Below are 25,714 nucleotides of genomic sequence, written 5' to 3'. Positions count from 1 at the left end.
GAAGGATAGAAAATGTCATTGTTAAACATCACTCAGGGGTTATTTCGTCTCAGCGACACCCGCATGCTGCGTCTGGACGACCTGACGCTCGAACAAAACCAGTGCTGGGCCTTTGTCGGGGCCAACGGAAGTGGTAAATCTGCACTGGCGCGGTCGCTATCCGGCGAACTGCCGCTATTGAGTGGTGAGCGAACCACGGGATTTCAACGCCCTGTTCGCCTGTCGGTTGAACAATTACAAAAACTGGTTTCCGACGAGTGGCAGCGTAATAACACTGACCTGCTCAGTGAAGGTGAAGATGACACTGGCCGCACCACAGCAGAAGTGATTCAGGATAGCCTCAACGATCCCGCGCATTGCCAACAGTTGGCACACCAGTTTGGCATTGCGCATTTGCTGGAGCGCCGCTTCAAGTACCTCTCTACGGGGGAAACCCGTAAGGCGATGCTGTGTCAGGCGCTGATGCCTCAGCCCGACCTGCTGATTCTCGACGAGCCTTTCGATGGGTTGGACGTTGCCTCCCGCCAGCAGCTTGCCGATGAGCTGAGGAAACTGGCAGGCACCGGTTATACGCTGGTGCTTATTCTGAATCGCTTTGATGACATCCCTGACTTTATCAACCATGTCGGTGTACTGGCAGACTGTACGCTGACCCGCGTCGGCGAGCGTGAAACGATCCTCTCTGAAGCGCTGGTGGCTCAACTCGCGTTTAGCGAAAAACTGTCGGGAAGTTCGCTGCCAGAGCCGGAAGATCCGCAGCGGTATATGACGCTTCCCGCTGACGAGGCACGCATTAGGCTGCGTAACGGCGTGGTGCAATATAACGACCGCCCTATTCTGCACGAGCTGACGTGGGAAGTGTTGCCCGGTCAGCATTGGCAGATTATCGGGCCAAATGGCGCGGGCAAATCGACACTGCTCAGCCTGATTACAGGCGATCATCCACAAGGCTACAGTAACGACCTCACGCTGTTTGGCCGTAAACGCGGCAGCGGTGAAACCATTTGGGACATCAAGCGCCACATCGGTTACGTCAGTAGCAGCTTCCATCTGGATTACCGCGTCAGCACCAGCGTGCGCAACGTTATCCTGTCAGGCTTTTTTGACTCTATCGGGATTTATCAGGCCGTTTCCGACCGTCAGCGCCACCTGACCGAACAGTGGCTCACTCTGCTTGGGCTCAATGGCGCTATCGCCGATACGCCGTTTCAGTCGCTCTCCTGGGGCCAGCAGCGTCTGACGCTGATTGCCCGCGCATTAGTCAAACACCCCGCCCTGCTCATCCTTGATGAACCGCTCCAGGGGCTTGATCCGCTCAATCGCCAACTGGTGCGTCGCTGGCTGGATATCTTGATTGGCGAGGGCGAAACGCAGCTACTCTTTGTCTCTCACCATGCAGAGGACGCGCCCGAGTGCATCACGCATCGACTCACTTTCGTCCCGCAAAATGATATCTATGGCTACCAAATTGACGCGTTATGTAAATAACACCTGAAAACAGGGATGATAACGCTACCACAAAATAAAATATTGGGTAGAAAGCCGGGCTCATTTACACTGTAATCTATGCTTCACTAAGTTTATTCGTAAAAAATTCATCGATAACAGAGGCGGATTCTCGCTGCAGATCACCTTTTTCAGCATCCAGCCATGTTATTTTGCAGTATTACGATAATAGAGGTCATTATGAACGTTCTTGTTACAGGTGGTAGCGGTTACATAGGAAGCCATACTTGCGTACAATTGCTCGCTGCCGGGCACACACCCGTTATTCTCGATAACTTGTGCAATAGCAAGGCTAGCGTCGTTAAAACCATTACGCGCTTAACCGATAAGGCACCCATTTTTTATCAAGGCGATATCCGTGATAGCGCGCTGCTGGACGACATTTTCGCTACGCATTCCATTGATTCCGTCATCCACTTTGCCGGCTTAAAAGCCGTGGGCGAGTCAGTGCGTGAGCCGCTGAGCTACTATGACAATAACGTCTACGGTACGCTCGTGCTGGTAGAGGCGATGAAGAAAGCCGGCGTGAAAAACCTGATTTTTAGCTCCTCCGCCACCGTCTATGGCGATCAACCACACACGCCCTATCAGGAAAGTTTCCCCACAGGTCACCCTGCCAGCCCCTATGGCCGTAGCAAGCTAATGGTCGAACAAATCCTGCAAGATTTACAACATGCTGAACCGGAATGGAGTATTACGCTGTTACGGTATTTCAACCCAGTAGGTGCCCACCCATCGGGTGAAATGGGCGAAGATCCACAAGGTGTGCCTAATAACCTGATGCCTTATATCGCTCAGGTTGCTGTCGGGCGTCGCGACTCACTGGCGATCTTCGGTAATGATTACCCTACCGCTGATGGCACTGGCGTGCGAGATTACATCCACGTCGTCGATCTGGCTGACGGTCATATCGCCGCCATGAACACCCTGCAAAATCGTGCTGGCGTACATATTTACAACCTGGGCGCAGGCGTAGGCTACAGTGTATTACAGGTCGTCGAGGCTTTTAGTCAGGCCTGTGGTAAACCGCTGGCTTACCATTTTGCCCCGCGTCGTCAGGGCGATCTGCCTGCTTATTGGGCAGATGCCGAACGTGCAGCAAACGACCTTAACTGGCGAGTCACACGCTCACTGCAAGAAATGGCGCAGGACACCTGGCGCTGGCAGTCCAACCACCCCAATGGGTACGACGAAGCGTGACGGCACGTTTTCACGCCGAGTGACGGATTAGGGGGAAGCTCCGATCTGCTGGCCTTCCCCCAACATTGCAGACATCGGCCAACCCTCTCTATCTTCTCGGGCCTCTACAGGAGCAAGTCATGTTGAATGAAAGTCTTAGCACGCTGGCACCAGATGGTCAGCCGTTTCAGTTAACGACCTTGCAGAATCAGGCAGGTATGCGCGTGTGCCTGATGGACTGGGGTGCAACCTGGCTTTCCTGTGAGTTGCCGCTACCCGAGGGTGAGGTGCGAGAAGTCCTACTAGGCTGTGCATCACCCGAGCAGTATCCGTTACAAAGCGCTTATCTCGGCGCGTCGATTGGCCGCTATGCCAACCGCATAGCCAAAGCCACATTCAGTCGAGAAACCGAAACGTTTCATCTGGTTCCAAACCAGAACGAGCACCAGTTACACGGTGGCCCAGAAGGCTTTCATGCCCGCCGCTGGCGAATCGTCAGTCAGGATGCAACGCAAGTGACTTACCAATTGCATTCACCGGATGGCGACCAAGGATATCCAGGCCACCTTAACGTACAGGTGACGTACGCGCTGACCGAACATAACTCGCTGGAAATCTCGTATCAGGCAACCGTAGAGAAAGCCTGCCCCGTTTGTCTGACCAACCACGCGTATTTCAACCTTGATGGCGATTTGACTGACGTACGTAAGCACCAATTGCAGCTGTTTGCCGACTATTATTTACCGGTCAATAGCGCGGGCATTCCTAACGCCGATCTGATACCAGTAAACGCTACCGGAATGGATTTCCGCCAACCCAAAACGCTGGAAGAAGATTTCCTGCGCGACAGCGATCAAATGGCCGTCGGCGGCTACGATCACGCTTATTTATTGCATCGCACCTGCGGTTCCAGCGAAAGTCCTGCTGCCAATTTGTGGTCATCCGATGGCCGTGTGCTGATGAGCGTTTTCACCAGTGCCCCCGCCTTACAGCTCTATAGCGGCAACTTTCTGGCCGGAACGCCCTCGCGTGACGGCGGTCAGTATGAAAACTATGCCGGTGTCGCACTGGAAAGCGAATTCCTGCCGGACAGCCCAAATCACCCAGACTGGCCGCAGCCCGACTGCTGGCTGAAACCGGGGAAGGTCTATCGCTCGGATACCACGTACCAGTTCCTTACCCAGTAACCGAACAGCAAAAGATAATTAACCCATTGATAACATTGGCAGATGGCTATCTGCCAATTTACAAAACTATGCTATTCCCCGCTTGCCCCCTTCCCGCTCAGACGCATACACTGCCAAAACGTCCAAAAAGGAAACGCCATGTCCGCATCATCACGGTCTCCATTATTCATTCATCATCTGCGCCATAAAGGCAGGTGGGGATGGCTATTGGCGCTGTGCTGGCTTTTCCTGAATGCGCAACTGGCTATCGCAGGTCATCAATGCGATATGACGATCAGCCAGACCTCCCCCGCGATCCAGCATCAGGCACATCTGCAACAGGCTGACATTCAGCCGTTATCATCTCACGCTCAGCATACGGCTACAGCGTCTTACGCTGCCGACCAGCAAACGCCGCTGTGCGAAAAACACTGCGTGCCGGATAGTGTGAAGCAGGATAATGGCTCGCTGGCATTACTAGCGCTGCCAGTGAGCGGTGAGCTGGTCTTAGCGGATAATCCTATCATCCTTAGCCCAGCCTCTGATGTCTGGCTCTCCCCCCCAGCGGTCGGCCCTCCGGCTGAGATCCGCTTCTGCCGATTTAGAGAATAACCCAAGCGATTGATAACCCCTGCGCCAACGGGCGCAACACCATGTTTATCAATTATTTTTACACTCCAAATAATTCGAGTTTCAGGAAGGCGGCAAGAGAAGGAATCCCGATGAGCTTACTCAGGTAAGTGATTCGGGTGATTGAACGCGGCCAACGCACATGCAACTTGAAGTATTACGAGTATATTGGGATTATTTTATGCGTATCACTTATATGGCGCTGATTAGCGGCCTGATTTTTTCTGTTTCTTCCTTCACCTTTCCCGTGTGGGCCAACGACCACCAGCATCACGCAATGATGCTGACCACTCCCCCTGCGGCCACGACAGCCGTTTATCAGACTACTGGGGTTGTTAAGCAGTGGAACGCTAACAGCGTCACGCTCTCCCACGCGCCGATTGCCGACCTAAAATGGCCCGCCATGACGATGGCCTTCATGCTGCCATCCAGCGGCGAAATAACGCCATTGCCAATCAACACCCCGGTCACGTTCAGCTTTATCCAGAACGAGAGCGGCTACATCCTGACCGCAATTACGCCACAGCAGCCTTAACCGGAGCACAACATGAATTTATCCAAACACGACGCCGCGCGCGCGTGTCTGGCGATGTTGCTGTGGCTGCCTGCCGCCGTCTTTGCGGCAGATCTGAGTCTTGAACAGGCTTTACAGGCGGCGGAACGTTACTCCGCCGACCTGTCAGCCAACCAACACCAGATTAACGCGCTTCAGAACATGGCCGACTCTGCCACGCAGCTTCCCGACCCTAAGTTGAAATTTGGCGTCGAAAATCTGCCATTAGGCGGCAACAACGGTAGCCGACTCACGCGAGAAGGTATGACGATGCAGCGTATCGGCATCATGCAGACCTACGTCAGCAGCAGTAAGCGTGATAGCAAAGCGCAGGCCATTCGGGTAGAAGCCGATGCGCTGCAAAGTAATAGCGAAAGTATTCGTGCTCGTCTGCAACGGGAAACGGCACAGGCATGGCTGGATCTGGCGCTCTCACGAAAAGCGTTGAGCGAGGTAACCGCGCTGGTCACAGAAAGTCAGCGGCAGATCGCGTCGCAAAAAGCGAGTGTGGCGGCAGGTAGTGAAGCCAGTAGCGTGCTGGATGCCCGCCTGACGTTGGCAACCATGCAGGACAGGCAGTCTGATGCAGAACGGGACACGCGCATCGCACATGCCCGGCTGGTGCAGCTTACCGGCATCGCAGATATCAATGTAAACGGCGAACTTCCCCGCTTTGAACGGCTGCCTGCCTCACGGGAGGTGCTGAGCAACACCATTCATCAGCATCCAGAAATGCAACTGGCGCTGCGTGAGGCCGAACTGGCTCAGGCTCGCTCCGCACAGTCAGCCGTTGCCGCCATCCCCAATGTTGATGTTGAAGTCTATTACGCGAAACGTGGAGATGATTACGACGACATGGCGGGCATGATGGTGACAATCGATCTGCCGCTCTTCACATCCAAACGTCAGGATAAGGACTATGCCGCAGACGTCTCGCGCAGCATGGAAGCACGCGACAGAGTGTTGCTCACCGAACGAGAGCATCAGGCGCAACTCAATACGCTGATTGCTCAATATCAAGCCGCACAGTCTCGCTGGCAGCGCCAGAACAACGAGGTTCTCCCTCTCCAACAGCAGCGCATCAAACTGATTCAGGCTCAGTATCAATCCGGCAGCAGTAATCTTTCCGCCGTATTGGATGCCCGTCGGGCGTTACTCGAAAGCCGGATTGCCGTTCAGGATACCGCACGGGAGATGGCGCAATATTGGGCTGCCATCCGTTATCTGACACCACAAGGAAGCCCTACGCGATGAGCAAAACAGTCACAAACAAATCACTGATGTTTAGCCTGATGGCACTGGCTATTCTCAGCGCGGGTGGCGTGGGCTATCTGGTTGGCAAACAGCAAACGCCGCACTCGCCTTCTACCGCAGAGCCAGAACGTGCCGTTCTCTATTGGTATGACCCGATGGTGCCAGATAAACGTTTCGACAAACCGGGGAAATCGCCCTTTATGGATATGGAACTGGTGCCCCGCTACGCCTATGACGTGCAGGAGGACGGCGGTGTCATCGTCAGCGCTCGTCAGCAACAAAATCTCGGCGTTCGCACCGCCCGTGCGGAAATGCGCGAACTGACTGACCGCACCACAGGTTATGGCACCGTCGCCCTCAACGAACGCGGTTTACATACGCTGGTGGCACCCAGCGGCGGCATTGTCGAGAAACTCACGGTCAATGCGCTGCAACAACAGGTGAAGAAAGGCGAAACGCTAGCCACATTATGGAACCCGACCTGGGCGGCGGCACAGCGCGAATATCTGGCGGTACGGCAGTTGGGCGACGACACTCTCACCCAATCGGCCCGCCAGCGGCTGGCGCTGTTATTTATGCCGGAAGCGATTATTCGGCAGATCGAGCGGAGCGGCAAACCACAGGACAGGATCGCGATTACCGCACCAGAAGACGGCTACGTGAATAAGCTGGAGGTGCGGCAAGGCATGCAGTTAAGCCCTGCTCAGCCGTTATTCGAGCTTGCCAGTCTGAACCCGGTTTGGGTCGATGTCGATTATCCCGAAGCGCAGGCGGCACAGCTAACGATTGGCAGCGACATCAGCGCCACCAGCAGCGCCTGGCCGGGTAAAACGTTCCACGGCAAAGTCAGCGAACTGCTGCCTATGCTGGATAGCACGACGCGCACGCTAAAAGCCCGTGTCGTGCTGGATAACCCGCAACAGCAGCTTAAACCTGGCATGTACCTGACCGTTCAACTTTCTCACGCTCAGGCACAACCGCGTCTGGCGATCCCGCAGGAGGCGCTATTGGTCAGCGGTAGCCAAAACCGAGTCTTACTGAGCGACGGCAACGGCCATTTCACCCCACGCAACATCACGGCAGTCGCAACCTTGGGAGATTGGGTCGAAATCATCGATGGACTGAAAGCAGGCGACAACGTAGTCACTTCGGGCCAGTTCCTGATTGATTCCGAAGCCAGCCTGCGCAGCGCCTTACCGCAGTTTGATGCGGAGACATCGGCAAACCCAGCAACGCCGACGGCCCCCGCGGGCTATCGCACTCAGGGAGTCATCAGAGCGATAAACGGCAATCAGGCCACCATCGAACACGAAGCGGTTCCGGCACTCAACTGGTCACCAATGACGATGGACTTCACGCTGCCATCGTCAGGGCTGCCACAGGGAGTGGGGATCGGTAGCACCGTCAGTTTCCAGTTCAGCATGGACGACAGTGGGATTCGCGTCCTGCATTTTTTACCCGCTGACGATCCGCATGCCGGCCACGGAGGCCATCCATGATTGCCTACATCATTCGCTGGTCGCTCAAAAACCGGCTTCTGGTTTTACTGGCCGCGCTGCTCATGGCCGCATGGGGCCTGCTTTCCCTACAAAAAACGCCTCTGGATGCCCTGCCCGATTTATCGGACGTACAGGTCATCATTCGCGTCAGCTATCCGGGGAAAGCGCCGCAGGTGGTGGAAAATCAGGTGACCTACCCGCTGACGACCACCATGCTTTCCGTGCCGGGTGCCAAAACGGTACGGGGCTTTTCCATGTTCGGCGATGCCTACGTTTATGTGCTGTTTGAAGATGGCACCGATCCCTACTGGGCACGCTCCCGCGTGCTGGAATATCTCAGTCAGGTGCAATCCAGCCTGCCCGCCGATGCGAAAACCTCGCTCGGCCCAGATGCCACTGGCGTCGGCTGGATCTACGAATACGCACTGGTCGATCGCAGCGGCAAATACAGTCTGGCCGATCTGCGCGGTTTTCAGGACTGGCTGCTGAAATATGAGCTGAAAACCGTTCCCAATGTAGCAGAAGTCGCCAGCGTGGGCGGTATGGTCAAACAGTATCAGATCGTCGTCGACCCAGAACGCATGCGAACGCAGGGCATCACCCATCAGCAGATCGTCAGCGCTGTTCAAGCAGCCAATCAGGAAAACGGCGGTTCCGTGCTGGAGTTGGGCGAAGCGGAGTACATGGTGCGCACCACCGGTTACCTGAAAACCGCACAAGATTTCAACCATGTGGTAATTACTACCCGCAACGGTATTCCTGTGCTGTTGCAGGATGTGGCGACGCTCAGAGAAGGGCCGGAGATGCGGCGCGGCATCGCAGAACTGAATGGCGAAGGCGAAGTGGCGGGCGGTATCATCGTCCTACGCTATGGCAAGAATGCGCTGAATACACTGCATGCCGTCAAAGCGCGGTTACAGGAAATACAAAAAAGCCTGCCAGCGGGTGTAGAAATCGTCCCAACCTACGACCGCTCGCAGCTGATTGAACACGCCATCGATACGCTCAGCTTCAAGCTGCTGGAAGAGTTTGTTGTCGTCGCGATCATCTGCGCCCTGTTTCTGTTTCACTTCCGCTCGGCGCTGGTGGCGATCATCAGCCTGCCGTTGGGGATTCTGGGGGCATTTATCATCATGCGTTATCAGGGCGTGAACGCGAATATTATGTCGCTGGGCGGTATCGCGATAGCCATCGGCGCGATGGTGGATGCCGCGATTGTGATGATAGAAAACATGCATAAAGTCATTGAACAGTGGAGGCATGAAAACCCTGGGAAGCAGCCGCAGAATAACGAGTGGTGGCAGCTAGCAGAACGAGCTGCGGTGGAAGTGGGGCCCGCGCTGTTTTGCAGCCTGCTGATCATTACGCTGTCGTTTGTCCCGGTGTTCTCACTGGAGGCACAGGAAGGCCGCATGTTTTCACCGCTGGCCTTTACCAAAACCTATGCTATGGCTGTCGCCGCCGGATTAGGAATTACGCTGGTGCCGGTATTAATGGGGTATTTCGTACGCGGCAAGATACCGGACGAACAGGCGAATCCGATTAACCGCTGGATGATTGCAGCCTATCACCCAGTGTTGCAAAAGGTGTTGAGCTACCCGAAAACCACGCTGCTGATTTCCGGCATGCTGCTGCTCCTGACGCTCTTTCCACTCAGCCGTCTGGGGAGCGAATTTATGCCTCCGCTGGATGAAGGCGATTTGCTGTATATGCCTTCCACCCTGCCCGGCATCTCTGCACGGGAAGCTGGCCGACTGCTGCAACAGACGGACCGGCTGATTAAAACCGTGCCCGAAGTTGAATCGGTCTTCGGCAAAGCGGGCCGTGCCGAAACGGCAACCGACCCAGCACCATTAACCATGTTGGAAAGCACCATTCGGCTGAAACCGCGCGACCAGTGGCGCGAGGGCATGACCATGGACAAGCTGGTTGCCGAGTTGGATCGTACCGTCAGCCTGCCGGGTATCGCGAACGTGTGGGTTCCCCCTATCCGTAACCGTCTGGACATGCTGGCCACCGGCATCAAAAGCCCGGTGGGCATTAAGGTTAACGGCAATAATCTGGAAGACATAGAGCGTACTGCTGCACAAATCGAGCAGGTGGTTAAACGGGTTCCGGGCGTGACGTCCGCACTGGCGGAACGGCTGGCGGGTGGACGCTATATCGATATTGATATCGATCGTCAGCGCGCCGCACGCTATGGCGTGTCCGTCGAGGAACTTCAGTCGGTGGTTTCCACACTCATCGGCGGGCAAAACATCGGCGAAACTATTGAAGGCCGCCAGCGTTATCCCATCAACATCCGCTACCCGCGTGAATTACGCGATTCGCTACAAAAATTGCGTGACCTACCCATCGTGACGGCCAACGGCAGCAGAGTGACGCTGGCAGAGCTGGCTGATATTCGCGTCAGCGAAGGGCCACCGATGCTGAAAAGTGAAAACAGCCACCTGTCGGACTGGATTTATGTCGACCTGCGTGGACGCGACCTAAAATCTGCCGTTGAAGATATGCAACAGGCCGTTGCCCAACAGGTCACGCTGCTAGAAGGCGTTTCCCTGAGCTGGTCCGGTCAGTTTGAGTATCTGGAACGCGCCACGGAAAAAATGAAAGTCGTCGTGCCCTTTACGCTGCTGATCATTTTTGTGCTGCTGTATGTCACCTTCAACCGCATAAAAGACGCGTTGCTGATTATGGCAACGTTACCTTTCGCGCTGATTGGCGGCGTCTGGCTGCTCTATCTCCTTGGCTATAATTTTTCTGTAGCGAGTGCGGTGGGCTTTATTGCACTGGCGGGCGTGTCGGCGGAATTCGGCGTCATCATGCTGCTGTACCTCAACCATGCGGTAGAGAAACACCGTGTGGCAGGTCAGGCGCTGTCACGCCAGAAGTTGATGGATGCCATCCACGAAGGGGCGGTTCTGCGCGTACGGCCGAAAATGATGACCGTGGCTACGATTATGGCGGGACTGCTTCCCATTATGTGGGGCGGCGGCAGCGGATCCGAAATCATGCAGCGGATTGCCGCGCCAATGATAGGCGGGATGGTGAGTGCTCCCCTGCTGTCGATGCTGGTGATTCCAGCGGTCTACCTGTTATTGCACAAGGGGGATTCCGGTTTGCTGAAACGGTAAAGCCAGAGCGTGATTTTACGCAAACAACCTGCGGATAAATCACGCTTGCCATCGACTATCGATTGCCGATAACCGTTCTCCACCCCTATAATGAAATCAGTTATCACAGAAATCTTAGGATAGGAAGGAGTTTAGCTATGGCTGTAACTAAGCTGGTACTGGTAAGACACGGTGAGAGCCAGTGGAACAACGAAAACCGCTTCACAGGCTGGTACGATGTCGATCTATCCGACAAAGGCCGTTCAGAAGCCAAAGCCGCAGGTCAGCTGCTGAAAGACGAAGGTTTTGCCTTTGATTTCGCGTATACCTCCGTGCTGAAACGTGCCATTCATACACTGTGGAATGTACTGGACGAGCTGGATCAAGCCTGGTTGCCAGTTGAGAAATCCTGGAAACTGAATGAGCGCCACTACGGTGCGCTGCAAGGTCTGAACAAAGCCGAAACCGCTGAGAAATACGGTGACGAGCAGGTTAAACAATGGCGTCGTGGTTTTGCAATTACGCCTCCAGAGTTGACGCGTGATGACGAACGTTTCCCGGGTCACGACCCGCGTTACGCTGCTCTGAGCGACAAAGAGCTGCCGCTGACTGAAAGCCTGGCGCTGACCATCGAACGTGTTGTGCCTTACTGGAACGAAACCATCCTGCCACGCGTAAAAAGCGGTGAGCGTGTGATCGTTGCAGCTCACGGTAACTCACTGCGTGCGCTGGTGAAATACCTGGACAACCTGGGCGAAGACGAAATTCTGGAACTGAATATCCCAACTGGCGTGCCGTTGGTTTATGAATTCGACGAGAACTTCAAGCCGATCAAACGTTACTACCTGGGCAACGCAGACGAAATCGCTGCAAAAGCTGCCGCAGTAGCGAATCAGGGTAAAGCGAAGTAATTTTCCCCTGAATGACAAAAACCCGGCCTGTGCCGGGTTTTTTTATGGCGAGCTTCCTGCCCGCCACCCTACGGGCCATCGCAAGCGACGTTGAAAAACGTTCCCTACGTTTTTTATGACGTGCCAGTTAGCACGTCACTCAGTGTTACTTGCTACGACGTTCACGTACCGCAGAAGCCAGCTGACGCAGCAGGGATTCTGTATCTTCCCAGCCAATGCAGGCATCGGTCACGCTGCGGCCATAAACCAGCGGCTCACCGCTTTCCAGATTCTGGTTGCCTTCGACCAGATGGCTTTCCACCATCACGCCCATAATCGCTTTCTCGCCCTGCGCGATCTGCCCGCAGACGTCAGTGCAGACATCCATCTGCTTTTTGAACTGCTTGCTGCTGTTCGCATGGCTGAAATCGATCATGACCTGCGGTGTCAGACCCGCTTTTTCCAGACCAATTTTCACGTCTTTCACGTGCTCAGCGCTGTAGTTCGGCGTTTTGCCGCCGCGCAGAATAATGTGGCAATCGTTGTTACCGCTGGTATTCACGATAGCCGAATGGCCCCACTTGGTGACAGACAAGAAGCAGTGTGGCGCACTGGCGGCGTTGATCGCATCAATCGCAACCTTGATCGTGCCGTCGGTACCGTTTTTAAAGCCGACAGGGCATGACAGGCCGGAGGCCAGTTCACGGTGTACCTGAGATTCAGTCGTACGTGCGCCAATAGCGCCCCAGCTCATCAGATCTGCCATGTATTGCGGGGTAATCATGTCCAGGAACTCACCCGCAGCCGGTAAACCGATGTCGTTAATTTCCAGCAGCAGCTGGCGCGCAATGCGCAGGCCGTCATTGATCTGGAAACTATTGTCCATATGCGGATCGTTGATTAGCCCTTTCCAGCCAATCGTGGTGCGTGGTTTTTCAAAATAAACCCGCATAACCACTTCCAGATCGTCGCTCAGCTCGTTACGCAGCGTCAGCAGACGCGCGGCATACTCTTTTGCTGCTTTCGTGTCGTGGATCGAGCAAGGACCAATGACCACCAACAGGCGGTCATCATTGCCGTTAAGAATTTTATGGATGGCAGTACGCGCGAACGATACCGTTTCCGCGGCCTTCTCCGTGGCTGGAAACTTTTCTAGCAAAGCAACCGGCGGCAAAAGTTCATTAATCTCTTTAATTCTTAAATCATCATTTTGGTAATTCATAAATAAATCCATCGGTTCCGAAACGGTATGTTAACCCCATCCAATACGCGCCATCCCGCCTGTACGGGTCGCCTGAGAAACGGGATGTTTCATATTGAAGATTGATTATTATATGTCAAGCTGGTGTTGTCAGGGCGCTGAAATCAGCGGGATTTACGCGATCAAATGCTCTCAGATACCGCATACGTCCTATTTTCACCAGAAAATAGCGCAACTGACAGGTCGGTGAACCGCAGAATAGGTTTTCTCTGTGGGTTTCAGTAAAGTGGGATAAAACCGCAACTCAGGATGATCTATGGCACATAACCACAGCCACACAGAATCAGGCAACAGTAAACGTCTGCTGGCCGCGTTTATCATTACCGCCACGTTTATGGTGGCAGAAGTCATTGGCGGCCTGCTGTCCGGCTCACTTGCCCTGCTGGCGGATGCTGGCCATATGTTGACGGACGCCGCTGCGCTGTTCGTCGCGCTTGTCGCCGTACGTTTCGCACAGCGCAAACCTAATGCTCGCCATACCTTTGGCTATTTACGGCTCACTACCCTCGCCGCCTTTGTGAACGCGCTGACGCTGATGCTGATTACCGCCTTCATCTTCTGGGAAGCTATCCAACGCTTCTATGATCCACAGCCCGTCGCTGGCGTCCCTATGCTGCTTGTCGCCGTTGCCGGGTTACTAGCAAACATCGTGGCATTTTGGCTGTTACACCACGGCAGCGAAGAGAAAAATATTAACGTCCGCGCAGCTGCTCTGCATGTGCTGGGCGATCTGCTCGGATCCGTCGGCGCGATTGCCGCAGCCATTATCATTCTTTATACCAACTGGACACCTATCGACCCGATTCTCTCTATTTTGGTGTCGTGTCTGGTGCTGCGCAGTGCATGGGCGCTATTGAAAGAGAGCATTCACGAGTTGCTGGAAGGTACGCCGAGCCAGCTCAGCGTTGAGGTTCTACAGAAAGATCTGACGCTGAATATTCCCGAGGTCAGGAACATTCACCATGTTCATTTATGGCAGGTGGGCGAGAAACCGATGATGACGCTGCATGCACAGGTGGTTCCGCCTCACGATCACGATGCGCTGTTAAGACGTATTCAGGAATATTTACTGAAGCATTACCAGATTGAACACGCGACGGTTCAGATGGAATATCAACGCTGTGATGATGACCACTGCGCTTTCCACCATCAGGAAAGCCATCATCATGAAAGCCATGATGCAGAAGGCCACCACCACAAGCATTAAATTTGGATTACGCGCGGTTTTCCTGTGCGCTCTTAATCCACAGCCAGGAGCCGTTCAGGGCAATCAGCGTCAGGATCGCGTACTCTACCGCCATCGCATACACGCCCTGATAAGCAAAAATCACCACGCTTATCACATCAATCATCACCCACAGCAGCCAGTTCTCGACGTATTTGCGCGTCATCAAGATCATCGCCACAATCGACAGCACCATCATGGTGGAATCCCAGAATGGGAACGCATCCGGCTGAAGGTTCGGCATCTGCACAGACAACCCTAACCCCTGCATACCGGAAACGGCAATACGCGTCAGCACGGCAAACACCGCATCGATGTAGAACGTCATCAAGCCAATCGCGACAACGCACGCTACCGACCAGCCAATCAATTTCTGCACCGGTAGCCAGCGGATGCGTAACTCCACTTCCTGCGAATCTGTCTTGCGCGTCCAGGCATACCAGCCATAAATATTGGCGGCAAAAAAGAAGATTTGCAGCAACAGGCTGGCGTAAAGCTGAATTTGGAAAAAGATCACGGCAAACAGCGTGACGTTAATCAACCCAAACAAATAGTTGATGGTTTTTTCCTGACTCGCGAACCAGATACACAGCAGGCCAAACAGCGTACCAATCGCCTCAATCCAGGAAAGCGCGTATCCCCCTTCCCCCAAAGGGATATGAATTAAAATATTGCTGGTACTCAAAAAGTCCATCTCACCACCCTGTCTCAATTATTGTAAGAAATTTCTATTAAGATGCCCTGGATCTCCGTCAGGCATTCCCTTTCACACGTAATTTTAGTGAAGCCGCAAAATCCAGCATGCGATTCAGCGGGATTAACGCGCCTTCTCGCAGGGCTGCATCAACATGAATCTCATGTGCCTCACCGCCTTGCTCCAGACCATTAGCAATCGCCTCCAGCCCGTTCATCGCCATCCACGGACAGTGGGCGCAGCTGCGGCAGGTTGCCCCTTCGCCCGCTGTCGGCGCTTCCAGCAACGTTTTCTCTGGGCAGGCCTGCTGCATCTTGTAGAAAATACCGCGATCGGTCGCCACAATCAGCTCGCGCTGTGGCAGCGTTTTCGCCGCCTGAATCAGTTGGCTGGTTGACCCAACGGCATCAGCCATCTCTACCACGCTCTGCGGCGATTCCGGATGGACCAAAATTGCCGCATCGGGGTACAGCACCTTCATGTGCTGCAGCGCCTGCGTTTTAAATTCGTCATGCACAATGCACGCGCCCTGCCAGCACAGTACATCCGCCCCTGTCTGCTTTTGTACATAGCTTCCCAGATGACGGTCTGGTGCCCAGATAATTTTTTCTCCCAGGCTATCCAGATGTTCGATCAATTCCACCGCGATGCTGGATGTAACCACCCAATCAGCACGCGCTTTCACTGCCGCAGAGGTATTGGCATACACCACCACCGTTCGATCCGGGTGCGCATCGCAAAAACGGCTGAACTCATCAACAGGACAACCGAGATCGAGCGAGCATTCTGCTTCCAGCGTGGGCATCAGAATCGTCTTTTCTGGGTTGAGTATCTTGGCGGTCTCTCCCATAAAGCGGACACCCGCCACCAGCAGCGTTGATGCCGAATGGGTGCTGCCGAACCGCGCCATTTCCAGCGAGTCCGCCACACAGCCGCCAGTTTCTTCCGCCAGCGCCTGAATTTCAGGATCGGTGTAATAGTGCGCGACCATGACAGCATTTCTTTCCCGCAGCAGCGTTTTTATCCTGCTACGATAGTGCTGTTTTGCATCAGCCGATAAGGGTCTGGGCTTCGGCGGAAAGGGATAAATGGTCTCATTGCTATCAAAAAGGATACTCATTATAAATTTCCACGATGACAACTCGGGTTGTAACACCTGATACTAATTAATAATCAGCATCGACGTTTTTTATCCTAAACAAAATACCGAAAACCCGCCCTAAAGTCGCGGTGTTTTTTCTATATCACCCGCCATTCTGTTTAATATGCTTAAAATGGTGAGGTGAAATGCGTAAGTAGCATGACTCGTAGAAAAGAGAAGTAGAAGAGAGACAAGGAGAGAAATGGCATGGCCAGCCTCTATATCAGAATCTATCGCAATACCCTGACCGTCAGAAACGTGGACACGAAACAAGAGGTGACAGAGCAATCAGAAACGCCTTTTACCACCACGCGCTTGCTGCTCGGGCAGATGATCCCAGCAATGAAGCTATTGGATCGACTCGCGCGCAAGGTAGCCCCCAAACGACTGATCGATCTATTCTCGTCACACAAGGTCATCATCCATGCCATGGAGATGAATGAAGGCGGACACAGCCAGGTCGAGTTTGCCAGCTACATAGAGCTAGCTAAGCGCATCAGCCCGCAAGGAAAGTATATTTATGTCTGTAGCAAAAATGTGCCGCTTACCGACCAGGAAGTGATACAAATTTTTAGCGGCGACATGCCTTCGATCGTCAGCCGCTAATCAGACGCTGCGCTTTAGGCGAAGAAGCGGTGCCAGTACAGAGAGATAGGAATAACCAGAACCAACGCAGGCAGGAAGTTAACCACCGCAAATGATTTGATCTGCGCGATCCGTAGCCCTACTGCAATCATGATAATCCCGCCACAGGCAGAAAAATCGCCCATCGTGATATCTGTCATAAAGGGCATAATCAATTTGGCGGAGAAGAATAACAGCGTCTGGACAATAACCTGCGGTATCGCAATCGACATCACGGCAAGGCCAAGCGTGATGGAGAAAATCAGCGCGGTGAAAATATCTAAAGCAGATTTGATAATCAGCAGTTGATAATCACCAGTTAGCCCTTCCGTTAATGCTCCAACCACGCCGGTTCCGCTGGCACAAAACAGGACGATTAACGCGGTAAAATTCTGAGTGTAGACATCCTGTGGCAAGCGATGCTCCTGTGCAGGCAGCACGCGGTTTAATCCTTTCTGAATCATCATACCAGCCCACTGCACGCCGGACTCCATGCGTAGCAGTTCACCTAACGCCACACCAATCACGATAGCCAGCGCCACCGCAGGCAACTGCTGGACTTTCACAACCAGCGTCACCCCCATTGCAATCGACGCCATCGCAAATGCAGGCGGAAGGCCATCTTGCAAACGCTGAGGGATAAAACGACGCAAAGCAATACCCAGACCACTACCAATCAAGATAGCGGCACCATTAATCAACGGACCAATCATATATCTTCCTAAACAGGGCTACACGCGCTTCCCTGTGGCAATGACTCCATCCCTGCTCGATAGGATTAGAAAACAGTTCCTGACGGGTTATATAGTCCATAGAGAGGGGCAAAAACCTAATATACCGCAAAGTCTTAATGAGTAGGGAATGATGATGGGCTTTATCTCACCGACGCGATGTACACGATCGTTGTCTTAACGTCGATTTATGCAAGGAAGGAATTCTACTGCTGAAGTAGTGGGTATTGCAGGATGACTCGGCCTTTGGCCTCGCCCCTTCGGGGTCAACACTAACGCGTTGCTGTCTCGCTCGGCTCGAACCTGAGCGCAAGTTCTTCACCTCATTCTGAGGCTCACCCTTGCAGGGCCAACGCAAGCGTTGTTCAAAACCATTTTCAATGGTTTTGTCTCACCTACACGACACGTGCGATATATGATTTAAAATGAATTTATTCGAGGAAGGAAATCTACTGCCGAAGTGGTGGGTCGTGCAGGATGACTCGGCCTTCGGCCTCGCCCCTTCGGGGTCAACGCTAACGCGTTGCTGTCTCGCTCCGCTCGGCTCGAACCTGAGCGCAGATTCTCACCTACACGACACGTGCGATATATAATTTAAAATGAATTTATTCGAGGAAGGAAATCTACTGCCGAAGTGGTGGGTCGTGCAGGATTCGAACCTGCGACCAATTGATTAAAAGTCAACTGCTCTACCGACTGAGCTAACGACCCGCAATGCGGAACTACTTTGACACTTACTAAAGCTACAACTGCCTTTGAAATTGGTGGGTCGTGCAGGATTCGAACCTGCGACCAATTGATTAAAAGTCAACTGCTCTACCGACTGAGCTAACGACCCAATTTCATGCTGCTTTAGCGTTTTGCTATTTGCCTTGGCAACGGCGGCACATATTACTGATTTAAATTTTCGGCGCAACCTATTTTCTTAAAAAACTGTTTGATTGCTTACTCTTAAGACGTTTAGGCACAAAAACCGCTCATGATGCGCAATTTTTGTGCCAATTAAGACGGGGTTACGATGCAGATAAACGTTTTTGTGCCTGCTTTGCACTTTCCGTATTGGGGTACATTTTTACAACTTGCTGGTAAACGGCCTTGGCTTTATCAACCTGACCTTTTTCCTGCATGATCACCCCAACCTTCAGCAACGCCTCGGAACTTTTTGGTGACTTGGGATAATTTTTGACTACATTGGCGAAATAGTACGCCGCATCGTCCTTTTTCCCCTTGTTGTAATTCAACTGACCAAGCCAATAGTTAGCATTAGGTTGATACGTTGAATCTGGGTACTTCTTGACGAATGCCTGAAATGCGCTGATAGCCTGATCGTACTGTTTTTTCTCCAGCACGAGCGCGACTGCAGCATTGTAATCCGTATTCGCATCACCCGTACTGGCCGGTGCCGCCGTATTGGCAGCACCAGTATCAGTACCCGCCGCAGCGGCAGGTGCACCGTCTGTCGTCGGTGTAGAAGATGATTGCGAACTTAATCCATCAATCTGCTGATAGATCTGTTTCTGCCGTTCAACAACCTGATTCAACTGATACTGACTTTCCTGAATCTGCCCACGGAGGCTGTCAATATCACGCTGATTATCAGAGAGCTGCTGTTGAAGTTGGGTTAAAAGCTGACTGTGAGCGTTAGAAATACGCTCCAATTGAGTGACGCGGTCTTCGACCGAGCCTGAGCCGACATTACTGATTGGCGCTTGGGCAGTAGCGGCCCAAGGGACCGCTACGCCAACCAGTAACGACAGACCCAACAGGTGATGTCTGAAGTTACTGCTCATGCGATTCTCTTAATATACCAGAACGGCACGACGGTTTTTGGCATAAGCCGCTTCGTCATGACCGAGAACAGCTGGTTTCTCTTTACCGTAAGAAACGATAGAGATCTGATCGGAAGAAACGCCTTTACCTTGCAGGTACATTTGTACCGCGTTGGCACGACGCTCACCCAGAGCGATGTTGTATTCTGGCGTACCGCGTTCGTCCGCGTGACCTTCGATAGTCACTTTGTAAGACGGGTTGCTACGCAGGAATGCAGCGTGTGCGTCCAGCATCTGAGCGAATTCAGAGCTCACATCGTACTTGTCCAGACCGAAGTAAACGATGTTGTTGCGCTGTAATTCTTGCATCTGCAAACGAGCTTGCTCAGAAGAAGACGTGTTGCCACCGTCCATCATGCCGTTGTTGCCAGCACCCATGGAAGATTGGTCATTGTCTGCGTTCTTGTTGGAGCTACAAGCGGCCACTGCCAGTACCGGCAGAGCCAACATCAGGCCTTTCAGCACTTTATTGAATTGCATTTCTTATGTCCTTTGACGAGTTTATTGTACATATCTGTACTTATAGATACGGCGACCAGGCAGGGAATTTAACCTGTCCATCAGTAGCCGGAAGACGCGCTTTGAAACGCCCATCTGTCGAAACCAACTGTAGCACTGAACCCAGCCCTTGTTTGGAACTGTAGATCACCATCGTGCCATTCGGTGCGATACTTGGCGTTTCGTCCAGGAACGTGTCCGTCAATACTTGTACGGCACCCGTTACCAGATCCAGTTTGGAAATATGCTGAGCTCCACCATTCGAGCTCACCGTTACCAAAAATTTCCCGTCGGCGCTCACATCTGAGTCCTGATTCTGAGAACCTTCCCAGGTCAGACGCTGTGGCGCGCCGCCGTTAGCATTCACTTTATAAACCTGCGGACGACCAGCCTGGTCTGAAGTATAGGCCAAGGTCTGGCTGTCTGGGAACCAGGTTGGTTCCGTGTTATTGCTGCGACCATCGGTCACCTGGCTGATTTGCCCGGATCCCAGATTCATCACATACAGATTCAAGCTACCGCTCTTAGACAGTGCGAACGCTAACTTGCTGCCATCAGGAGAGAAAGAAGGCGCACCGTTGTGACGCGGGAAGGAAGCAACCTGACGGATTGCACCATTTGCCAGCGTCTGAATAACCAACGCAGAACGGCCACTTTCAAACGTTACATAGGCGAGCTTGCTGCCGTCTGCAGACCAGGCCGGAGACATCAGCGGCTGTGGTGAGCGGTGAACCACAAATTGGTTGTAGCCATCATAGTCCGCAACGCGCAGTTCATAAGGGAACTGACCACCGTTGGTCTGAACAACGTAAGCTATACGGGTACGGAACGCACCTTTAATACCACTCAGTTTTTCAAACACTTCGTCACTGGCGGTGTGTGCAGCATAGCGCAACCACTGTTTTGTGACTTTAAACTGGTTCTGCGCCAATACGCTGCCTGGGTTACCGGAGGTATCAACAAGCTGGTAAGAAACCAGATAGCTGCCATCGGCACTCGGCTGAACCTGACCAACAACAACCGCATCGATGCCCAACGCCGTCCATGCAGCAGGCGTCACTTCAGATGCCGTTGCAGGTTGCTGAGGCATACGGTTTGCGTCGATCGGGTTGAATTTGCCACTGTTACGCAAGTCAGCACCGACGATGCCGCCGACGTCTTCAGGCGCAGCGCCCGGACCTGCCCATTTGAACGGAACCACACCGATAGGACGTGCAGAGTCTACCCCTTGGGTAATCTCTATACGTACTTCCGCGTGAACAACCGCAGTCCACAGCATTAAAAAGCTTAATGCAACTTTCAGTACTTGCTTCATCTCATCTCCCTTATCCAGACGCGAAGTCTGCGATAAATTAGCAGAATTTTAACAAAAACAAACCAATGTCAACAAAACAACATAACCTGGTTTATTTACCATCGTAATAATCTTAAACCTATGGGTAAACAGCCCGGTTACTGCGGTTTAAAGTCTATTGGCGCATTTTTAAAAGCCTCATAAACATCCGTACTCGGTGGCTTCGGTATTCTTGCCTGTTTGGCCGCAGCAATTGCCGCCTGGCATAACGCTGGATCGCCGCCTTCAGCAGTGACGTCAATCAGCAAACCATCTGGCGCCAGCTTAATCCGTAACGTACAGGTACGCCCTTTATAGAGCTGCCAGTCATAAAACTTGCTCTGAATGGCTGAGCGCACCTGACTACCATAGCTATCAAGCGCTGCACCTGATGCACGCGCTCTTCTTATTGTTACCTGTGCCCGCAGGCGCACCGCCACCAGACTTCGGCGCATTTTTCGATGAAGCCAACCCGCCCAGCAAATCATCAACGGCGCTTTCCTGCTTAGCCGCTTCTGCTGCCGCTTTCTTTTTATCATCAGCGGCTTTCTTAGCTGCTGCGGCTGCTTCTGCTTTCTTCGCTGCTTCAGCGTCGGCTTTTTGCTTAGCCGCCTCGGCTGCTGCTTTTTGTTTAGCTTGCTCAGCCTCTGCGGCTGCCTTTGCAGCTTCTGCTTTAGCGGTTTCTGCTGCCTTCTGTTTAGCGGCTTCAGCGGCTTTTTCTTTAGCCTCTTCCTCCGCCTGCTTCTTAGCAGCAGCGGCAGCAGCAGCCTGTTTCTTCGCTTCGTCTTCCGCTTTCTTTTTAGCGTCTGCCGCCGCTTTCGCCTGCTGTTCAGCTTCAGCCTTCGCTTTTGCTGCTGCAGCTTCGGCTTGCTTCTGCTGTTCTTTTGCCTGCTGAGCCGCCGCTTCAGACTGCTTACGCTGTTCAGCCTGTTCCTGAGCCTGCTTTTTCGCCTCTTCCTGCGCTTGCAGACGCTCTTTTTCCAACTCTTTCAGCCGCTGCTGTTCAGCCGCTTGCTTCTGCTGGAGCTCTTCGGCCTGCCGTTCAGCCTGCTTTTGACGCTGCTGTTCAGAACGTTTCGCATCGGTCTGCTGCTGCTGTTGGCGGTTATATTGCTCCACCACTGCGCTCGGATCGACCATTACGGCATCAATTGACGAGCCTCCGCCGCCCCCGCTGGCATCCATCGTTTGCGTCGACGAACTCCAAAGCAGCAAAGCAATCAGTATGATGTGCAAAACAGCCGAAATAATAACGGCGCGTTTTAGCTTATCGTTTTGTTCGTTTGCCTTTAGCACAAGCGATTCCCAAAAACAGTGTTGCCAGAAATAGGCTTAACGATCATTACCGTGAGGCGCTCATTTAAATCGGTTGTGTCATCAAACCAACGGATTTTACGCCAGCCTGATGCAACAAATTCAACGCTTTAATGATCTCATCATAAGGAACATCCTTCGCGCCACCAATTAAAAAGACCGTCTTTGGATTGGCTAACAGTCGTGATTGCGCTTCAGCAACCACCTGCTCTGCTGGGAGTTGCTCCATACGGTTTTGTTCAACAACTAGGCTATATTGCCCTATGCCTGAAACCTCTACGATCACGGGCGGATTATCATTGCTGGAGACCGTTTTTGAGTCGGTCGCATCTGGTAAATCCACCTCAACGCTCTGCGTAATAATCGGGGCTGTCGCCATAAAAATCAGCAACAGCACCAACAGCACGTCCAGTAACGGAACAATGTTGATCTCGGATTTCAGCTCACGACGGCCTCTGCGTACTCGTGCCATGCTCCCCCCTGATTACTTGCTGTTGTCGCTGGAGAACGCCTGACGGTGCAGGATAGCGATAAACTCTTCCGTAAAGTTGTCGTAGTTCTGCTCCAGTTTGCCCACCCGTTGGTTAAGACGGTTATACGCCATGACCGCAGGGATCGCCGCAAACAGACCGATTGCCGTTGCAATCAAAGCCTCGGCAATACCAGGGGCAACCATTTGTAAGGTGGCCTGCTTCACTGCGCCCAGCGCGATGAAGGCATGCATAATCCCCCAAACGGTACCGAACAGGCCGATATACGGGCTGATAGAACCAACGGTTCCCAAAAAGGGAATGTGCGTTTCCAGCGTTTCCAATTCACGATTCATTGAAATACGCATTGCGCGGGACGCGCCTTCCACCACGGCCTCCGGCGCATGGCTGTTGACACGATGCAACCGTGCAAATTCTTTGAAACCTGAATGGAAGATTTGTTCAGTGCCCGTCAAGCTATCGCGACGAGTCTGGCTTTCCTGATAGAGGCGCGACAGTTCGATACCCGACCAAAATTTGTCCTCGAACGCCTCAGCCTCACGCGTCGCCGCGTTCAAAATTCGGGTACGTTGAATAATGATCGCCCAGGAAGCGATAGAAAAACAGATTAAAATCAGCATGATTAGTTTAACCAGAAGGCTTGCCTTCAGGAACAAATCAAAAACGTTCATGTCAGTCACTGCTTGAACTCCGCGACAATAGACTTAGGAAGCGCAATTGGCTTCATTTGATGTGGATCGATGCATGCGATCAAAACTTCAGCATGGCTTAGCAGGGTACCATGAGCATTAAGAATACGCTGGGCGAAAGTCAGAGAAGCACCACGCAGCGAGATAATCTCGCTTTGCACTTCCAGCATGTCGTCGAGGCGCGCAGGAGCAAGATACTCCACCGTCATCCGACGAACAGCAAACGCGACATGCTCACTTAGCAAGGCTTGCTGATGAAAGTTGCGCTCACGCAACGCCTCGGTTCTTGCCCTTTCATAAAAGGCAATATAGCGAGCGTGATAGACAACGCCACCTGCATCAGTGTCTTCAAAGTAGACTCGAACTGGCCAGCGAAACAACGAATTACTCACTCTACATCCCAGTAATGCATTAAACCTCGCTACTATACGCAAGAGAAATGAGGTTTGGAATGGATTGTGACAATGGAAAGAAAATAATTATGGGCTGCAAGCAACCCATAACTAAATGGAATAGGAGGCTATTTTAGCCGAAGAAATAGTACAATCCTGCGCACAGGATCACAAAGGCGGGAAGTGGTGCGAAAAACGCGCGCCAGAGCAGGCGGTGTGGACGAAAACCAACGCCATGAACAACGCCAGCGCAAACGGCCCAAATCAACAGCAGCCCCTGCCAAACCGCGAGTTCACTGGTCCGCGCCGCAAAGCGCGTCGGATCCCAGAATACACAGCCAGCCAGCAGCAACGCCATAATAAGGGAAAGAGCCCTTAACGGGCTCTTATCCATCAGGCGATAGAGTTTATCGACCAGATCACTCATTGCTTATCTTCTTCAGCCGCTTTGCTTGCCTCACTCTGCTCAATAGCCAGGGCCGTGATGATCCCCAGTGAGCAAGCAAGAAGCGTTCCGAGTATCCAGGCAAAATACCACATAAATTAAGCTCCTTACTTAGTACATAGAGTGAGTGTTTTGCTCAATCTGCTCTTTGGTAATGCGACCGAACATCTTGTAGTAACACCATGCGGTATAAGACAGCACGATAGGAACGAAAATCATCGCAACCACTGTCATGACTTTCAGCGTCAGCAGGCTTGATGTCGCATCCCATACCGTCAAGCTGACGTTAGGCACAGTCACTGACGGCATGATGAACGGGAACATAGCGATCCCTGCGGTCAGAATCACACAAGCGATAGTCAGAGAGGAGAACAGGAATGCCCATGCTCCTTTCTCTGCGCGCGCCATAAGGGTAGTCAGCACTGGCAGCACTACGCCCAGAGCAGGGATAGCCCACAATACCGGATGGTTATTGAAGTTGATCAGCCAGGCACCCGCTTGATGAACGACTTCTTTACGCAACGGGTTAGACTCAGCCGCGGTGTTAATCGCAGACGTCACCACATTAACCATCAATACCGTAAACGACCCATACGCCAGCCAAAGCAAACGCCACCATCATCACCAACGCGAAAATCTGCGCAGCGGATTTGGAACGCACGTGCAGGTCGCCCGTGGTCCGCATCATCAGGTAGGTTGCACCCTGAGTCAGGATCATCGTCAGACTGACGACACCCGCCAACAAGCCAAATGGGTTCAGCAGTTGGAAGAAGTTTCCGGTGTAGTACAGACGCAGGTATTCATCGACGTGGAATGGTACGCCCTGCAGCAGGTTGCCAAATGCCACACCAATCACCACCGGTGGGACAAAACTACCGATGAAGATGCCCCAGTCCCACATGCCACGCCAGCGCGGATCTTCGATTTTTGAACGGTAGTCGAAGCCGACAGGACGGAAGAACAGTGAGGCCAGCACCAGAATCATGGCAATGTAGAAACCAGAGAACGCGGCGGCATAAACCATCGGCCAAGCAGCAAACAGCGCGCCACCAGCGGTGATCAGCCAGACCTGATTACCGTCCCAGTGCGGTGCAATACTGTTAATCATGACACGACGTTCGGTATCTCCACGTCCCATCAGACGTACCAGAATGCCCACCCCCATGTCAAAACCATCAGTAATAGCGAAGCCAATCAGCAAAATACCGATCAACAGCCACCAAATAAAACGTAAGACTTCATATTCAAACATAGTGG

General features: G+C 52.9%; 23 protein-coding genes, 2 tRNA genes, 2 other RNA genes and 2 pseudogenes. 11 read left to right on the top strand and 18 right to left on the bottom strand.

Features of this window, described 5'->3' with window-relative positions:
- The first annotated feature begins 12 nt into the window (after window positions 1-12).
- The 9 genes from modF to gpmA all read left to right on the top strand — a co-directional run bounded on the left by modF (window position 13) and on the right by gpmA (window position 11,811).
- Window positions 13-1,488, top strand: coding sequence for a molybdate ABC transporter ATP-binding protein ModF (gene modF, locus HP572_RS04105; RefSeq protein WP_130637904.1), 1,476 nt, complete (start codon window positions 13-15; stop codon window positions 1,486-1,488).
- A 198-nt stretch (window positions 1,489-1,686) separates the two neighbouring features.
- Complete coding sequence (gene galE / locus HP572_RS04100) at window positions 1,687-2,706, top strand: UDP-glucose 4-epimerase GalE (RefSeq protein ID WP_103970709.1); 1,020 nt, start codon at window positions 1,687-1,689, stop codon at window positions 2,704-2,706.
- 119 nt (window positions 2,707-2,825) lie between these two features.
- The gene (gene galM / locus HP572_RS04095) at window positions 2,826-3,872 is read left to right on the top strand and encodes a galactose-1-epimerase (RefSeq protein WP_233965039.1); all 1,047 of its coding nucleotides are present in this window, start codon (window positions 2,826-2,828) and stop codon (window positions 3,870-3,872) included.
- Window positions 3,873-4,010: 138 nt separating this feature from the next.
- A complete protein-coding gene (locus HP572_RS04090; RefSeq protein WP_103860252.1) occupies window positions 4,011-4,463 on the top strand; it encodes a hypothetical protein in 453 nt (150 codons plus the stop codon).
- 199 nt (window positions 4,464-4,662) lie between these two features.
- Window positions 4,663-5,016, top strand: coding sequence for a copper-binding protein (locus HP572_RS04085; RefSeq protein WP_130640847.1), 354 nt, complete (start codon window positions 4,663-4,665; stop codon window positions 5,014-5,016).
- A gap of 12 nt (window positions 5,017-5,028) precedes the next feature.
- On the top strand, window positions 5,029-6,288 hold the full coding sequence (locus tag HP572_RS04080; protein ID WP_116361736.1) for a TolC family protein: 1,260 nt from the start codon (window positions 5,029-5,031) through the stop codon (window positions 6,286-6,288).
- Window positions 6,285-7,787: an efflux RND transporter periplasmic adaptor subunit gene (locus HP572_RS04075; RefSeq protein WP_240584829.1), complete on the top strand. Its 1,503-nt coding sequence runs from the start codon at window positions 6,285-6,287 to the stop codon at window positions 7,785-7,787. The genes HP572_RS04080 and HP572_RS04075 overlap by 4 nt, the downstream gene beginning before the upstream one ends.
- Window positions 7,784-10,921, top strand: a complete 3,138-nt coding sequence (locus tag HP572_RS04070) for an efflux RND transporter permease subunit (protein ID WP_240584828.1) — start codon at window positions 7,784-7,786, stop codon at window positions 10,919-10,921. The genes HP572_RS04075 and HP572_RS04070 overlap by 4 nt, the downstream gene beginning before the upstream one ends.
- 137 nt (window positions 10,922-11,058) lie before the next feature.
- On the top strand, window positions 11,059-11,811 hold the full coding sequence (gene gpmA, locus HP572_RS04065) for a 2,3-diphosphoglycerate-dependent phosphoglycerate mutase (protein WP_010302707.1): 753 nt from the start codon (window positions 11,059-11,061) through the stop codon (window positions 11,809-11,811).
- A gap of 145 nt (window positions 11,812-11,956) precedes the next feature.
- Here the strand turns inward: gpmA and aroG are convergent, their stop codons facing one another.
- Complete coding sequence (aroG, locus tag HP572_RS04060) at window positions 11,957-13,012, bottom strand: 3-deoxy-7-phosphoheptulonate synthase AroG (protein ID WP_010302704.1); 1,056 nt, start codon at window positions 13,010-13,012, stop codon at window positions 11,957-11,959.
- 295 nt (window positions 13,013-13,307) lie between these two features.
- Here aroG and zitB point away from each other — a divergent pair, with 295 nt between their 5' ends.
- A complete protein-coding gene (gene zitB / locus HP572_RS04055) occupies window positions 13,308-14,258 on the top strand; it encodes a CDF family zinc transporter ZitB (protein WP_161502738.1) in 951 nt (316 codons plus the stop codon).
- 7 nt (window positions 14,259-14,265) lie between these two features.
- Here zitB and pnuC read toward each other — a convergent pair whose 3' ends face one another.
- Entirely contained in the window at window positions 14,266-14,970 is a 705-nt protein-coding gene (gene pnuC, locus HP572_RS04050; RefSeq protein ID WP_130622171.1) for a nicotinamide riboside transporter PnuC, read from the bottom strand.
- A 58-nt stretch (window positions 14,971-15,028) separates the two neighbouring features.
- Window positions 15,029-16,090 (bottom strand): quinolinate synthase NadA, encoded by a 1,062-nt coding sequence (nadA, locus tag HP572_RS04045; protein WP_211006204.1) that lies wholly within the window; start codon window positions 16,088-16,090, stop codon window positions 15,029-15,031.
- Between the two features lie 228 nt (window positions 16,091-16,318).
- Between nadA and HP572_RS04040 the strand changes: the two genes are divergently transcribed.
- Window positions 16,319-16,717, top strand: a complete 399-nt coding sequence (locus HP572_RS04040) for a YjaA family stress response protein (RefSeq protein WP_107332564.1) — start codon at window positions 16,319-16,321, stop codon at window positions 16,715-16,717.
- 14 nt (window positions 16,718-16,731) lie between these two features.
- Here HP572_RS04040 and HP572_RS04035 read toward each other — a convergent pair whose 3' ends face one another.
- The 15 genes and pseudogenes from HP572_RS04035 to cydB all read right to left on the bottom strand — a co-directional run bounded on the left by HP572_RS04035 (window position 16,732) and on the right by cydB (window position 25,709).
- Window positions 16,732-17,448 (bottom strand): DUF554 domain-containing protein, encoded by a 717-nt coding sequence (locus HP572_RS04035; RefSeq protein ID WP_240584827.1) that lies wholly within the window; start codon window positions 17,446-17,448, stop codon window positions 16,732-16,734.
- 236 nt (window positions 17,449-17,684) lie between these two features.
- Window positions 17,685-17,808: non-coding RNA, RtT sRNA (locus HP572_RS04030), on the bottom strand.
- Between the two features lie 119 nt (window positions 17,809-17,927).
- A non-coding RNA gene (locus tag HP572_RS04025) (RtT sRNA) lies at window positions 17,928-18,055 on the bottom strand.
- A 46-nt stretch (window positions 18,056-18,101) separates the two neighbouring features.
- Window positions 18,102-18,177: transfer RNA gene (locus HP572_RS04020), tRNA-Lys, on the bottom strand.
- 51 nt (window positions 18,178-18,228) lie between these two features.
- Window positions 18,229-18,304 (bottom strand) — tRNA-Lys (locus HP572_RS04015).
- 175 nt (window positions 18,305-18,479) lie between these two features.
- Window positions 18,480-19,256: a cell division protein CpoB gene (cpoB, locus tag HP572_RS04010; RefSeq protein WP_010299229.1), complete on the bottom strand. Its 777-nt coding sequence runs from the start codon at window positions 19,254-19,256 to the stop codon at window positions 18,480-18,482.
- 9 nt (window positions 19,257-19,265) lie between these two features.
- Entirely contained in the window at window positions 19,266-19,775 is a 510-nt protein-coding gene (pal, locus tag HP572_RS04005) for a peptidoglycan-associated lipoprotein Pal (RefSeq protein ID WP_103860244.1), read from the bottom strand.
- Between the two features lie 40 nt (window positions 19,776-19,815).
- On the bottom strand, window positions 19,816-21,108 hold the full coding sequence (gene tolB / locus HP572_RS04000; RefSeq protein WP_039540547.1) for a Tol-Pal system beta propeller repeat protein TolB: 1,293 nt from the start codon (window positions 21,106-21,108) through the stop codon (window positions 19,816-19,818).
- Window positions 21,109-21,245: 137 nt separating this feature from the next.
- A pseudogene (gene tolA / locus HP572_RS03995) lies at window positions 21,246-22,422 on the bottom strand (cell envelope integrity protein TolA).
- Between the two features lie 64 nt (window positions 22,423-22,486).
- Window positions 22,487-22,912: a colicin uptake protein TolR gene (gene tolR / locus HP572_RS03990; protein WP_010299214.1), complete on the bottom strand. Its 426-nt coding sequence runs from the start codon at window positions 22,910-22,912 to the stop codon at window positions 22,487-22,489.
- 12 nt (window positions 22,913-22,924) lie between these two features.
- Window positions 22,925-23,611 carry a Tol-Pal system protein TolQ gene (tolQ, locus tag HP572_RS03985; RefSeq protein ID WP_029368101.1) on the bottom strand — a complete coding sequence of 229 codons (687 nt, stop codon included), beginning with the start codon at window positions 23,609-23,611 and terminating at the stop codon, window positions 22,925-22,927.
- Window positions 23,608-24,012, bottom strand: coding sequence for a tol-pal system-associated acyl-CoA thioesterase (gene ybgC, locus HP572_RS03980; protein ID WP_010299208.1), 405 nt, complete (start codon window positions 24,010-24,012; stop codon window positions 23,608-23,610). Before ybgC ends, tolQ begins: the two co-directional genes overlap by 4 nt.
- Window positions 24,013-24,145: 133 nt before the next feature.
- Window positions 24,146-24,439 (bottom strand): cyd operon protein YbgE, encoded by a 294-nt coding sequence (gene ybgE, locus HP572_RS03975; protein WP_010285015.1) that lies wholly within the window; start codon window positions 24,437-24,439, stop codon window positions 24,146-24,148.
- Window positions 24,436-24,552, bottom strand: a complete 117-nt coding sequence (gene cydX, locus HP572_RS03970; RefSeq protein WP_011092952.1) for a cytochrome bd-I oxidase subunit CydX — start codon at window positions 24,550-24,552, stop codon at window positions 24,436-24,438. Before cydX ends, ybgE begins: the two co-directional genes overlap by 4 nt.
- A 16-nt stretch (window positions 24,553-24,568) precedes the next feature.
- Window positions 24,569-25,709: pseudogene (gene cydB, locus HP572_RS03965) on the bottom strand (cytochrome d ubiquinol oxidase subunit II).
- Between the last annotated feature and the right edge of the window lie 5 nt (window positions 25,710-25,714).

Source organism: Pectobacterium sp. PL64 (assembly GCF_022477975.1).
Taxonomy (GTDB): Bacteria; Pseudomonadota; Gammaproteobacteria; order Enterobacterales; family Enterobacteriaceae; genus Pectobacterium; species Pectobacterium jejuense.
The sequence above is the reverse complement of the archived record's forward strand: the minus strand, read 5'-3'. Positions and strand labels throughout refer to the sequence as shown.

Bases quoted from the DNA above. Each gene is read 5' to 3' on its own strand.
- modF (WP_130637904.1), top strand. From the start codon at position 13: ATGTCATTGTTAAACATCACTCAGGGGTTATTTCGTCTCAGCGACACC.
- galE (WP_103970709.1), top strand. From the start codon at position 1,687: ATGAACGTTCTTGTTACAGGTGGTAGCGGTTACATAGGAAGCCATACT.
- galM (WP_233965039.1), top strand. From the start codon at position 2,826: ATGTTGAATGAAAGTCTTAGCACGCTGGCACCAGATGGTCAGCCGTTT.
- HP572_RS04090 (WP_103860252.1), top strand. From the start codon at position 4,011: ATGTCCGCATCATCACGGTCTCCATTATTCATTCATCATCTGCGCCAT.
- HP572_RS04085 (WP_130640847.1), top strand. From the start codon at position 4,663: ATGCGTATCACTTATATGGCGCTGATTAGCGGCCTGATTTTTTCTGTT.
- HP572_RS04080 (WP_116361736.1), top strand. From the start codon at position 5,029: ATGAATTTATCCAAACACGACGCCGCGCGCGCGTGTCTGGCGATGTTG.
- HP572_RS04075 (WP_240584829.1), top strand. From the start codon at position 6,285: ATGAGCAAAACAGTCACAAACAAATCACTGATGTTTAGCCTGATGGCA.
- HP572_RS04070 (WP_240584828.1), top strand. From the start codon at position 7,784: ATGATTGCCTACATCATTCGCTGGTCGCTCAAAAACCGGCTTCTGGTT.
- gpmA (WP_010302707.1), top strand. From the start codon at position 11,059: ATGGCTGTAACTAAGCTGGTACTGGTAAGACACGGTGAGAGCCAGTGG.
- aroG (WP_010302704.1), bottom strand. From the start codon at position 13,012: ATGAATTACCAAAATGATGATTTAAGAATTAAAGAGATTAATGAACTT.
- zitB (WP_161502738.1), top strand. From the start codon at position 13,308: ATGGCACATAACCACAGCCACACAGAATCAGGCAACAGTAAACGTCTG.
- pnuC (WP_130622171.1), bottom strand. From the start codon at position 14,970: ATGGACTTTTTGAGTACCAGCAATATTTTAATTCATATCCCTTTGGGG.
- nadA (WP_211006204.1), bottom strand. From the start codon at position 16,090: ATGAGTATCCTTTTTGATAGCAATGAGACCATTTATCCCTTTCCGCCG.
- HP572_RS04040 (WP_107332564.1), top strand. From the start codon at position 16,319: ATGGCCAGCCTCTATATCAGAATCTATCGCAATACCCTGACCGTCAGA.
- HP572_RS04035 (WP_240584827.1), bottom strand. From the start codon at position 17,448: ATGATTGGTCCGTTGATTAATGGTGCCGCTATCTTGATTGGTAGTGGT.
- cpoB (WP_010299229.1), bottom strand. From the start codon at position 19,256: ATGAGCAGTAACTTCAGACATCACCTGTTGGGTCTGTCGTTACTGGTT.
- pal (WP_103860244.1), bottom strand. From the start codon at position 19,775: ATGCAATTCAATAAAGTGCTGAAAGGCCTGATGTTGGCTCTGCCGGTA.
- tolB (WP_039540547.1), bottom strand. From the start codon at position 21,108: ATGAAGCAAGTACTGAAAGTTGCATTAAGCTTTTTAATGCTGTGGACT.
- tolR (WP_010299214.1), bottom strand. From the start codon at position 22,912: ATGGCACGAGTACGCAGAGGCCGTCGTGAGCTGAAATCCGAGATCAAC.
- ybgE (WP_010285015.1), bottom strand. From the start codon at position 24,439: ATGAGTGATCTGGTCGATAAACTCTATCGCCTGATGGATAAGAGCCCG.
- cydX (WP_011092952.1), bottom strand. From the start codon at position 24,552: ATGTGGTATTTTGCCTGGATACTCGGAACGCTTCTTGCTTGCTCACTG.